This window comes from Micropruina sp. (assembly GCF_047606365.1).
Classification (GTDB): Bacteria; Actinomycetota; Actinomycetes; order Propionibacteriales; family Propionibacteriaceae; genus Micropruina.
Genome location: NZ_JASGEN010000017.1, coordinates 1 through 10,972, shown reverse-complemented (window position 1 = coordinate 10,972; position 10,972 = coordinate 1). Strand labels below are relative to the sequence as shown.

General features: G+C 69.1%; 9 protein-coding genes and 1 pseudogene. 4 read left to right on the top strand and 6 right to left on the bottom strand.

What is annotated here, in order from left to right; genetic code table 11:
• The 4 genes from QM624_RS02490 to QM624_RS02475 all read left to right on the top strand — a co-directional run.
• Positions 1–1,236, top strand: a 1,236-nt coding sequence (locus QM624_RS02490; RefSeq protein WP_415088526.1) for an ABC transporter ATP-binding protein, incomplete at its 5' end; no start/stop codon positions are given.
• 93 nt (positions 1,237–1,329) lie between these two features.
• The gene (locus QM624_RS02485; RefSeq protein ID WP_415088525.1) at positions 1,330–2,700 is read left to right on the top strand and encodes an Nramp family divalent metal transporter; all 1,371 of its coding nucleotides are present in this window, start codon (positions 1,330–1,332) and stop codon (positions 2,698–2,700) included.
• On the top strand, positions 2,697–3,308 hold the full coding sequence (locus QM624_RS02480) for a metal-dependent transcriptional regulator (RefSeq protein ID WP_415088524.1): 612 nt from the start codon (positions 2,697–2,699) through the stop codon (positions 3,306–3,308). Before QM624_RS02485 ends, QM624_RS02480 begins: the two co-directional genes overlap by 4 nt.
• Positions 3,309–3,388: 80 nt before the next feature.
• Complete coding sequence (locus QM624_RS02475) at positions 3,389–4,276, top strand: fructose bisphosphate aldolase (protein ID WP_415088523.1); 888 nt, start codon at positions 3,389–3,391, stop codon at positions 4,274–4,276.
• 13 nt (positions 4,277–4,289) lie between these two features.
• Here QM624_RS02475 and QM624_RS02470 read toward each other — a convergent pair whose 3' ends face one another.
• The 6 genes and pseudogenes from QM624_RS02470 to QM624_RS02445 form a co-directional block, all read right to left on the bottom strand.
• Positions 4,290–5,051, bottom strand: a complete 762-nt coding sequence (locus QM624_RS02470) for a DUF4191 domain-containing protein (RefSeq protein WP_415088522.1) — start codon at positions 5,049–5,051, stop codon at positions 4,290–4,292.
• Positions 5,052–5,256: 205 nt separating this feature from the next.
• Positions 5,257–6,240: pseudogene (lipA, locus tag QM624_RS02465) on the bottom strand (lipoyl synthase); the annotation flags it as partial.
• 65 nt (positions 6,241–6,305) lie between these two features.
• Positions 6,306–7,040: a lipoyl(octanoyl) transferase LipB gene (gene lipB / locus QM624_RS02460; RefSeq protein ID WP_415088521.1), complete on the bottom strand. Its 735-nt coding sequence runs from the start codon at positions 7,038–7,040 to the stop codon at positions 6,306–6,308.
• A gap of 57 nt (positions 7,041–7,097) precedes the next feature.
• Positions 7,098–8,462, bottom strand: a complete 1,365-nt coding sequence (locus QM624_RS02455; RefSeq protein WP_415088520.1) for an FG-GAP repeat domain-containing protein — start codon at positions 8,460–8,462, stop codon at positions 7,098–7,100.
• A 78-nt stretch (positions 8,463–8,540) separates the two neighbouring features.
• A complete protein-coding gene (locus QM624_RS02450; RefSeq protein WP_415088519.1) occupies positions 8,541–9,881 on the bottom strand; it encodes an FG-GAP repeat domain-containing protein in 1,341 nt (446 codons plus the stop codon).
• A gap of 302 nt (positions 9,882–10,183) precedes the next feature.
• Positions 10,184–10,972 (bottom strand): 2-oxo acid dehydrogenase subunit E2 (locus QM624_RS02445; protein WP_415088518.1); only part of this gene is annotated, 789 nt, incomplete at its 5' end.

Here is a 10,972-nt window from a genome sequence, read left to right as displayed (position 1 = left end):
GCCGGACGGCTCGGCCGCAGCGCCGACCGGGCTGCCGCCGAGGCCAACAGCGCGCTCACCGAACGGATCGTCGAGTTCGCCCGCACCCAGCACGCGTTGCGCGCCGCCCGCCGGGTCGATCCGGAACGTAGTCATGTCGGCGCGGCACTGGCCGCCCAGCACGGCGCCACCCTGCGGCTGCTGCTGATGCAGATTCCCGGCCAGTTGGTGTTCAGCCTGGCCAGCCAGCTCGCCCTGATCGTGCTCGCCGGCACCACCGTCGCCCTGGCCGGCGCGGGCGCCGTGACGGTTCCCGAGGCGATCGGGCTGATCGTGGTCATCGTCCGCTACCTGGAGCCGTTCACCATCCTCGCCGAACTCAGCGGAGGAGTGGAGACCTCGGCGATCACCCTGCGCCGGATCGGTGAGGTGCTGAATGCGCCCACCGTCGCGGCCGGCGCCGAGCGCACTGGCCTCGCCGCGCCACCCCGGATCACCCTGCGCGGCGTCGGGTTCCGCTATCAGCCGGACGCGCCGGCCGTCCTGGACGGACTCGACCTGGAACTCGAACCCGGTAGCACCACGGCGATCGTCGGTCCCTCGGGCTCGGGCAAGAGCACGGTGCTGGCGCTGCTCGCCGGCCTGCATCAGCCGAGTGAGGGCAGCATCCACTTCGATGAGGTGGACGGCGTGCGCTTCGACGCCGAGGCCCGGCGGGCGCTGGTCAGCGTGGTGTTCCAGCAGCCGTACCTGTTCGACGGCAGCATCCGGGAGAACATGCTCGTCGGTGACCCGACGGCCTCGCCCGAGGCGCTCGCCGGCGCCGGTGCCCTGGCCCGCGTCGACGCCGTCGCCGCGCATCTCCCCGACGGGTGGGACGCCCGGGTCGGGGAGGCGGGCGGCACCCTGTCCGGTGGCGAGCGGCAACGGGTCTCCATCGCCCGCGCACTGCTGAAGCCGGCGCCGGTGCTGCTGGTGGACGAGGCGACCAGCGCTTTGGACACCGAGAACGAGGCGGCGATCAGTGGCGCGCTGAGCGGCGATCCGACACCGCGCACCCGGGTCATCGTGGCGCATCGGCTGGCCAGCATCCGCAACGCCGACCGGATCCTGTTCCTCGACGAGGGCCGGATCATCGAGGACGGCAGCATCGCCGAGTTGCTGGCGGCCGACGGCAGGTTCGCCGAGTTCTGGCGGCAGCAGCAGGCCGCCGGCGGCTGGCGCCTCGGCCAACGCGATCCGTCATCCCGGACCTGATCCCTCATCCCGGACTTGATCCGGGATCTCGGCGACCGGCAGTCGGTGCCGCCAGTCGGTGCTGGATGAGATCCCGGCATTCGCCGGGATGACGTGGGGAGATCCGGCGCTGGTTGCGGTGACGTTGAGGCTCGCCGTCCGCCCGGATCGGATCGATCAACTTGCTCAGATACCCAGCATCGACGGAAAAGTTCGGGTAGCTTAACTTTCGTGACAACGATGACCCGGACCTCCCCGCCGAAGCCGGCCCGGCGTCGGCTGCGCTGGTTGCTGGGTCCGGCCTTCGTGGCGGCCATCGCCTACGTCGATCCGGGCAATGTGGCGGCCAACCTGACCGCCGGCGCGCAGTACGGCTACCTGCTGGTCTGGGTGCTGATCGCGGCCAACGCGATGGCTGTGCTGATCCAGTACCTGTCGGCCAAGCTCGGCCTGGTCACCGGACGCAGCCTGCCCGAGTTGCTGGGGGACCGGCTGCGGCGCGGTCCGCGGCTGATGTTCTGGGCGCAGGCCGAACTGGTCGCCGCCGCCACCGACCTGGCCGAGGTGATCGGCGGGGCGCTGGCGCTGTACATCCTGTTCGGGGTGCCGCTGCCGCTGGGCGGGTTGATCGTCGGCGTGGTGTCGATGGCCCTGCTCGCGGTGCAGTCCCGCGGCGGGCAGCGCCGCTTCGAGTTCGTCGTGATGGGCCTGCTCGCCGTGATCACCGTCGGTTTCGGCGCCGGCCTGCTGGTCAGCCCCGTCGATTGGGGCGCTGCCGTGGCCGGCATCGTGCCACGCTTCGAGGGCGCCCAGACCGTGCTGCTGGCGGCGGGCATGCTCGGCGCCACCGTGATGCCGCACGCCATCTATCTGCATTCGTCGCTGGCCCGCGACCGGCACGGGCTGCAGGGTGAGAAGGGCGTGCGGCGGCTGCTGCGAGTCACCCGCTGGGACGTCGGGCTGTCGCTGCTGGTCGCCGGCACGGTGAACATCGCCATGCTGCTGCTGGCGGCGGCGAGCCTGAACGGAGTCCCCGGCACCGACAGCATCGAGGGCGCGCACGCCGCGATCACGGCGGCACTCGGTCCCGCCATCGGCGTCATCTTCGGCGTCGGCCTGCTGGCTTCGGGCCTGGCCTCCACCTCGGTCGGCTGCTACGCCGGGGCGTCCATCATGTCGGGGCTGCTGCGGGTGCGCATTCCGCTGCTGGCCCGTCGGGCGATCACCCTGGTGCCAGCGCTAGCGGTGCTGGCCTTCGGGCTGGACCCGACCTGGTCGCTGGTGCTCAGCCAGGTGCTGTTGTCGATCGGCATTCCGTTCGCGGCGATCCCGCTGGTGCTGCTGACCAGCAACCCGGCGGTGATGGGCCGATTCGCCAACGGACGGCGGCTGCGAGCGATCGCCTGGACGGTGGTCGCGCTGATCGTGGCGCTCAACATCGCGCTGCTGGCCCTCACCGCGATGGGGCTTACCCTGGGAGGATGACCAGCGTCGACGACCTCACCCCGGTCGCTCAGGACTACCTGAAGGTGATCTGGTCGGCCACCGAGTGGGGCGATCCGCCGATCACCACCAAAGGTCTCGCGGTCCGCCTCGGCACCACCCAGGCGAATGTCTCCGACACGGTGAAACGCCTGGCCGCGCAGGGTTTGGTGACCTACGAGTCGTACCGTCCGGTGCGGCTCACCGAGCGCGGCGAACGGCTGGCGGTCGCCATGGTGCGCCGGCACCGGCTGATCGAAGCCTTCCTGGTCGGCGTCCTCAACTACCGCTGGGACGAGGTGCACGACGAGGCCGAAGCGCTGGAACACGCGGCGTCCGACACCCTGATCGACCGGATCGACGCGCTGCTCGGCCACCCCGTCGCCGACCCGCACGGCGACCCCATCCCGGCCGCCGACGGCACCCTGCGGCGCCGTCCGGCCGTCCGGCTGACCCGGATCGTCGGACCGCGCCGGGTGGTCCGGGTCTCGGACGCCGACCCCGACGTGCTGGCCCGCTGCCGCGCGCTCGGCATCGTCCCGGACGCCGTGGTCGACGCCGCCGCGATCCCGGACGAGGTGGCGTCCGCGGTCTGGGTCGAGGAGGAATGAACCAGGTGTCAGCCCATCGCCGGCAGCGGCGGGGTAGCCTGGCATAGATCAACCAGTTGAATGTCAAGGAGGCCATTCAAATGTCTGATCAGCCCATGGTCACCCACTTCGCGACCGGTGCCGGCTTCATCGCAGCCCTGGACCAGAGCGGCGGCTCGACCCCCAAGGCGTTGCGTGCCTACGGCATCGACGAATCCCAGTACAGCTCCGAAGCCGAGATGTTCGACCTGATCCATGCCGCGCGGGTCCGGATCATCACCAGCCCGGTGTTCACCAGCGAGCACATCCTCGGCGCGATCCTGTTCGAGGGCACCCTGGCCCGGCAGATCGAGGGGCTGGGCGCGGCCGAATACCTGTGGCAGCGCAAGGGAATCCTGCCGATCCTCAAGATCGACAAGGGACTGGAAGAGAAGGCCGACGGCGTCCAGTTGATGAAGGACATTCCCGGTCTGGAAGAGCGGCTGGACAGCGCCCGGGCAGCCGGGGTGTTCGGCACCAAGGAACGTTCGGTGATCCACGCCGCCGACCCACGGGGCATCGAGCAGGTCGTCGAACAGCAGTTCGCGCTGGGCGAGCGGGTGGTGGCCGCCGGGCTGGTGCCGATCCTCGAACCCGAGGTGACCATCAGCATCCCCGACAAGGACGAGGCCGAGGTGCTGCTCAAGGCGGCGATCCTCGAAGGGCTGGAAGGTCTGGGCGATCGCCAGGTGGCGTTCAAGCTGACCATTCCCAGCGTGGACGGCTTCTACAGCGACCTGATCGCGCACCCGAACGTGGTGCGGGTGGTGGCGCTGTCCGGCGGCTACAGCCGCGACGAGGCCAACGAACGGCTGGCCCGCAACCCGGGCCTGATCGCCAGCTTCAGCCGGGCGTTGCTCGACGGGCTGACCGTGCAGCAGGACGACGCCCAGTTCGACGCCACGCTGAAGGCGTCGATCGCGTCGATCTATGCGGCGTCGATGACCTGAGCTTCGGTCGGCCTCAGCGGCCGCGCATCGCCCGGTTGACGCCCTTCATGGTCGGCATCGGGCCGCGCGGCACCGGAATCTTCGGACGCATCGCGTCCAGCGCCCGCAGCCGCTGCTTCACCTCGGTGATCTGGTGCGGCTGCAGCACGTTCGGCAGCTTCTCGATGTGCTTCTGCAGATTCTCCAGCGACACCTGGCCCTGATCGCGTCCGACCAGCACGGTGGTCACCGCGATGCCGTAGGCGACCTGCTCATGCTTCTTGGTCTCGGTGGCCAGCAGTGCGCGGGCCCGGGCCGGGTTGCCCTCGGCCACCAGCACGATGCCCGGCCGTCCGATCACCCGGTGCACGACGTCCATCTGGCGGGTGGCGGCGATGCCCAGTTCGTAGCTCCACTTGCGCTTGTTGAGCAGCTGGAACGCGACCTCGGCCGAGCCGGCCTGACCCTCGTAGCGCTTGAAGTTGGCCTGCTTCACCCGCCAGGTGAGCACGTACATCACCAGCACCAGAGCGAGCATGACGCCGGTGATCAGCCACAGCCACCAGGGCTGCAGCCACAGCCCGACGCCGATCGAGATCAGCACGGGGCCGGCAACCGCGGCCACCGTCCACCACTTCAGCTGCGGGTCGACCTCGTTGGTGCGCTTATAGGCCTCGATGATCTGCCGGATCCGGCCCCAGTCGCGCGGGTCGTCGGAGTTCTTCTTGCGCAGCTTCTCGGCCTTGCGCTCGGCCTTCTGCTGGGCGGCGAGGGCCTTTGCCTTCTCACTGGCCATGGGTGCTGCTCCCGTTGATCGTGGCTGGGCGGGTGGGGGCGCCGTTGGCCGGACGCTCGGCCGCCCCGTTGGCCACCGGCGCGCCACCCGACAACGGGAGGGTGATGCCGTTGGCCAGCGTGATCGTATCGCCGTTGGTGTGCGTGCCGTTGGCCGGCTTGGTTCCGTTGGCCGGTTTGGTGCCGTTGGCTGGGGTGGCGCCGTTGGCGGCCTTCGCGGCGTCGCGCTCGCGCCGGCGACGCGCCTCGATCGCGGTGCGGTAGAGCCGTCCGGCACGGTACGAGGAGCGGACCAGCGGCCCGGACAGGACGCCGACGAAGCCGATCTCGGTGGCCTCCTGCTCCAACTCTTCGAACTCCTCGGGCTTGACCCACCGGTCGATCGGATGGTGCCGGGCGGACGGCCGCAGGTACTGGGTGATGGTGATCAGCTCGGTGCCGGCGTCGTGCAGATCCTGCAGCGCCTGGGTGATCTCCTCACGGGTCTCGCCCATGCCCAGGATCAGGTTCGACTTGGTGACCAGGCCCTCCTCGCGCGACCAGCGCAGCACCTCGAGTGAACGGTCGTAGGTGAAGCCGGGACGGATCCGGCGGAAGATCCGCGGCACCGTCTCGACATTGTGCGCGAACACCTCGGGCTTGGTGTCGAACAGCTGCTGCAACAGGTGGCGGTGGCCGGAGAAGTCTGGGGCCAGCATCTCGACACCGACGCCCGGGTTCACCGTGTGGATCTGCCGGATCGTTTCGGCGTACAGCCAGGCGCCCTCGTCCTCCAGGTCGTCACGACAGACGCCGGTCACGGTGGCGTAGCGCAGCCCCATGGTCTGCACCGACTCGGCGACCCGCAACGGTTCGCCCTTGTCGTAGCCGGACGGCTTGCGCGACTCGATCTGGCAGAAGTCACAGCGCCGGGTGCAGGAGTCACCACCGATCAGGAAGGTGGCCTCGCGGTCCTCCCAGCATTCGAAGATGTTGGGGCAGCCGGCCTCCTGGCACACCGTGTGCAGGCCCTCGTCCTTCACCAGCTTGGTCAGCTGGCGGTACTCGGGGCCCATCCGCGCGGTGGTCTTGATCCACGGCGGTTTGCGCTCGATCGGGGTTTGCGAGTTGCGCACCTCGAGCCGCAACAACCGCCGGCCCGCGGGCGGGGTTGTCGGCGGCGGGCTGACGGCATCGTCTGCAAGGGTCACCGCGTCATCCTATCCCGACCGGCCGGGACGAGAGCGGGGCTCAGCCGTGAGCGGACGCCGTAGGTTCAGCGGCCGGTGGCGACGGCGTCCGGAAGAATGAATTCGGTGGCTCTGGCGTACGGCTGGAGCGCCAGCAACTCGGTCAGGTGCGGCTCGATCGCCTGCGCGACCTCGACCAGGGACGGCGGCAGTCCGTCGATCTCGGCGGCGATCGAGGTCACCCCGGCGTCGCTGATGCCGCAGGGCACGATGTTGTCGAAGCCGCCCAGGCCACTGGTCACGTTGAGGGCGAATCCGTGCATCGTGGTCTGCTTCGACACCCGGATGCCGATCGCGGCGATCTTGCGTTCCGGACGGCTGTCGGTGGCGGCCAGCCAGACGCCGGTGCGGCCGTCCACCCGTCCGGTCGCCAGGCCGTAGTCGGCCAGCACCCGGATCAGCGCCTCCTCCACCCGGCGGACGTAGTCGACGACGCCGATGCCGCGGGGCAGGAAGACGATCGGATAGCCGACCAGCTGGCCGGGGCCGTGCCAGGTGATCTTGCCACCGCGATCGACGTCGACCACCGGCGTGCCGTCGAAGGGGCGTTCCTGCGGTTCGGTGCGGCGTCCGGCGGTGTAGACCGGAGGATGCTCGACGAACAGCACCTGCGGCGGCAGCTCGCCCGAGGCCACCTTGGCGTGCACCTCGCGCTGATACTCCCAGGTCGGGACGTACTCGCTCAGCCGTGGCGGATCCTCGGTCAGCCCCAGATATTGGAAGTCGACCGGACGTGGATCGGCGGTGCTGCGCGTGGACACCCGAGCAGTCTACGACCGGAGTTCACGGGGCCGGGCATGGGTCGGACCGGGTGCCGGTCAGCGGCCGGCAACGGAATCGAAGATGTCGTCAGCGCCAAGCTGGGTGACGACTCCGCCGACTGCCGAGATCCGGTAGAGCCGGCCCGGCGGACCCTCGGAAAGGCTGCCGCTACCGCCGATCACCAGATCGTCGTTCGTTTCGGCGCTGTTGCGGACGAAGGCCAGCACGCCGCCGATGCCGCGATAGTTCGGTTCGCCGGGCAGGCCATGACCCTCGTAGATCTGTTTCGCCGGGCAGCCCTTCACCGTGCGCAACGGGATGAGCCACGCTGAGCCGTCGCTGTCCTCGTGTTTGGCGATGACCTCGCCGGCACCGCCGACCAGTACCGTCGGAACGCCCTTGCAGGTTGCACCGAGGGCCAGGTAGCCGCCGAAGGAGTCGTCCGGCTCGGCCTTGCCGGGGATACCGGCGCTGTTCTGGGCGATCCGTTTGACCGGTTTGATGGTGCCCTTGCTGCTGACGGTGAAGACCTGGATCGACCCGGTGCGCTTGATCGCGCCCACGGCGTCGCCGGGAGTCCCGACCACCAGATAGCCGTCGCGCGCCACAACGGCGTTGCCGAACGAGTCGTACTTGCCGACCGCTCCGGTCACCGACTTGGTCGCCTGGGTGATCGTCTTCGTCGACTTCACGCCGGACGAGTCGAGGGTGACCGCCAGCACCGCGCCGGCGTACGCCTTGCCGTTCACCTTCGCCTCCGGCGCGCCGATGAAGAGCTGGCTGCCCAGGGCATCCATCGACGATCCGAGGCCGCCGCGCTTGAACAAGCTGGGAACTTTGCCGGAACCCGGCACCAGCGTGACCGGGCTGCCGGTGGGCGTTCCGCTGTTGGTGAGCTTGTAGAGCCGCACCTGCTCGTCGAAGTGAGAACCCTCGTAGGTGCTGAGGCCGACGGCGAGCCGTCGGACCGGCGACCCCACCAGTGCGAATGACGTCACCGTCGTCTCGGCCTTGTTCAGGACCTGGAAGGAGTGCCGGTTCGCCGGTTGGAGGCCGCCGGCCGAGCCGGGGATGATCTGCACCCGGGCGCTGGACGAATCGCTGGTGCCGACGACCAGGTCGGTGTAGCCGTCACCGTTGAGATCCCTGGCCAGGAGCGGATAACTGACCCCGTACTGCGTGGCCGCCAGGTCGTCGGCGACGATGTCGGCGACGCGTCCGGAGCCGTACCAGACCCGGATGAACCGCGCCTCCCAGTCATCAATCATCGTGGCGGCCACGTCGGCCTTACCGTCGCCGTCGTAGTCGGGGTTGGCCGCGGGGATCGGCGCCGCGGCCTCGGCCTCTGCCTGAGGAACCGGCGAGGCCAGCAGCGTCATCGCCGCCGCAGCCAGCACGAGGGGGACCCGAAGTAGCTTCATGCACCACCTACGCACGAGCGGGAGAAAGCGTGGCAGCCGAGTTCGGCGGTGTGTGTGGTGGATCTGCGCGAGGTTCGGTCAGCGTCCGGCGACGGAGTCGATGATGTCGTCGGCGCCGAGTTTGGTGGCGACCCCGCTGGCTGCCGCGATCCGGTAGAGCCGGCCCAAAGGACCCTCGGAGTAGTCACCGGCTCCGCCGATCACCAGATCGTCGTTCGTCTCGGCGCTGTTGCGGACGAATGCCAGCAGGTTGCCGATGCTCCGATATCCGGGCTTGCCGGGTAGCCCGTGCCCCTCGTAGATCTGCCTGGCCCCGCAACCCTTGACCGTGCGCAACGGGATGAGCCAGGCCGACCCGTCGGACATCTCGTGCCCCTTGGTGATCGCCTCACCGGGGCCGCCGACCAGCACGGTGGGGGCGCCGTTGCAGGTGGTGCCGATGGCCAGTGCGTGGCCGAAGAGATCGAGCCGCTCGGCCTTGCCCGGAATGCCTGCACTGCTCTGGGCGATCCGCTTGACCGGCTTGATGGTGCCCTTGCTGCTGAGCGTGAAGATCTGGATCGACCCGGTGCGCTTCACCTTGTCGACGTTGTCCCCGGGCGTGCCCACCACCAGGTAGCCGTCGCGTGCCACCATCGCGCGACCGAAGTAGTCGTACTTGTCGACCGCCCCGGTCACCGACTTGGTCGCCTGGGTGATCGTCTTCGTCGACTTCACGCCGGCCGAATCGAGGGTCACGGCGAGCACCGCGCCTGCCTGGGCTTTGCCGTTCACCTTCGCGTCCGGGGCGCCGATGAAGAGCTGGCTGCCCCAGGCGGCCATGGAACGGCCGAAATCACCACCCTTGAAGGTGGCCGGCACCTTGCCCTTCCCGGGCACCAGCGCGATCGGCTTGCCAGTGGGCAGGCCGGCGCTGCTGAGCGGGTAGAGCCGCACCTCGCGGTGGTAGGAGAAGCTCACAGCAAGGCGCGGCGTCGGTGACTCCACCAGCGCGAGCGCGTTGACGCGTTCGTCCGCCTTGCCGAAAGCCACGAAGGAGTGCCGGCTCACCGGCTGGAGTCCGGCGGCCGAGCCGGGAACGATGTGCACATGGGCACCGGAGGAGTCGGAGGTGGCGGCGACCAGGTCGGTGTAGCCGTCGCCGTTGAGATCCCTGGCCAGGAGTGCCGGGTTGATGCCGTACTCCCCTGCGGACAAGTCGGCCGGCAGGATGTCGGCGACGCGTCCGGAGCCATACCAGATCCGGAGGAATTCGGACTCCGAGTCGTCGTCCGTGGCGACTGCCACGTCGGCCTTGCCGTCGCCGTCGTAGTCAGGCGTAGCCGCAGGGATCGGGGCGGCGATGGCCTGGGGAGCCGGCAAGCCCAGCAGCGCCATGGCCGCCGCCGCGAGTGCGATGGGGACCCGAAGTAGCTTCATGCCACACCTACGCACGAGCCCCAGGAAACGTGGCAGCGGATTGGATACAGAAACACCTCGTCACGCTGCATTGCCCCTGTCCCCGGGCGTTGGCGATCTCGACAATGCTCTCCGATGCAGGGAAACCTCGCCGATTTCATGTCGTAACCCGAAATCGCCGAGCTTTCCCCGTATCGGCGAGCGATGTCGAGATCGCCGACCCGGTGGGGACGACGTCCGGGTCGCTGGGAAGGTGGGAGAGACACAACGGTGCCCGCCACCCCAACGGGGTGACGGGCACCGTCACATTTCAGATCAGCTGATCACAGGCCGACCTCGGCGGCGAAGTCACCGGCCTCCAGGCGGTGCTTGACCGCGGAGAGGAAGCGGGCGGCGTCGGCGCCGTCGACCAGGCGGTGGTCGTAGCTGAGCGACAGGTACATCATGTCGCGCACCGCGATCACCTCGCCGAGCTTCGGGTCCTTGACCACCATCGGACGCTTCACCAGCGCACCGGTGCCGAGGATCGCGGCCTGCGGCTGGTTGATGATCGGGGTGTCGAACAGGGTGCCGGCCGACCCGTAGTTGGTGATGGTGAACGTGCCACCGGACATCTCGTCGGGACCGAGCTGGTTGTTGCGGGCCCGCTTGGCCAGATCGCCGATCTTCCGGGCGATGCCAGCGAGGCTGAGGTCACCGGCGTCCTTGATCACCGGAACCAGCAGGCCGCGATCGGTATCCACCGCGATGCTCAGGTGCTCGGCATCGTGGTAGGTGATCGTGCCGGCCTCGACGTCCATCGATGCGTTGATCTTGTCGAACTGCTTCAGCGACTCGCAGACCGCCTTGCAGATGAACGGCAGGTACGACAGCGACGCACCCTCACGCTGACGGAAGTCGACCTTGGCCTGGTTGCGCAGCCGGCTGATGTTGGTGAAGTCCACCTCGACCGTGCCGGTGAGCTGGGCCGCCACCTGCAGCGACTCGACCATCCGCTTGGCGATGACCGAGCGCATCCGGCTGATCTTCTCGGTGGTACCGCGCTTGGAGCTCGCCGGCGGTGCGGCGGGAGCGGACGCGGGTGCGGCGGCGGGCGCTGCAGCAGCCGGGGC

Coding starts and splice junctions, on each gene's coding strand:
- QM624_RS02455 (WP_415088520.1), bottom strand. CDS start 8,462: ATGAAGCTACTTCGGGTCCCCCTCGTGCTGGCTGCGGCGGCGATGACG.
- QM624_RS02470 (WP_415088522.1), bottom strand. CDS start 5,051: ATGGCCAGTGAGAAGGCAAAGGCCCTCGCCGCCCAGCAGAAGGCCGAG.
- QM624_RS02480 (WP_415088524.1), top strand. CDS start 2,697: ATGACCAGCGTCGACGACCTCACCCCGGTCGCTCAGGACTACCTGAAG.
- QM624_RS02475 (WP_415088523.1), top strand. CDS start 3,389: ATGTCTGATCAGCCCATGGTCACCCACTTCGCGACCGGTGCCGGCTTC.
- QM624_RS02450 (WP_415088519.1), bottom strand. CDS start 9,881: ATGAAGCTACTTCGGGTCCCCATCGCACTCGCGGCGGCGGCCATGGCG.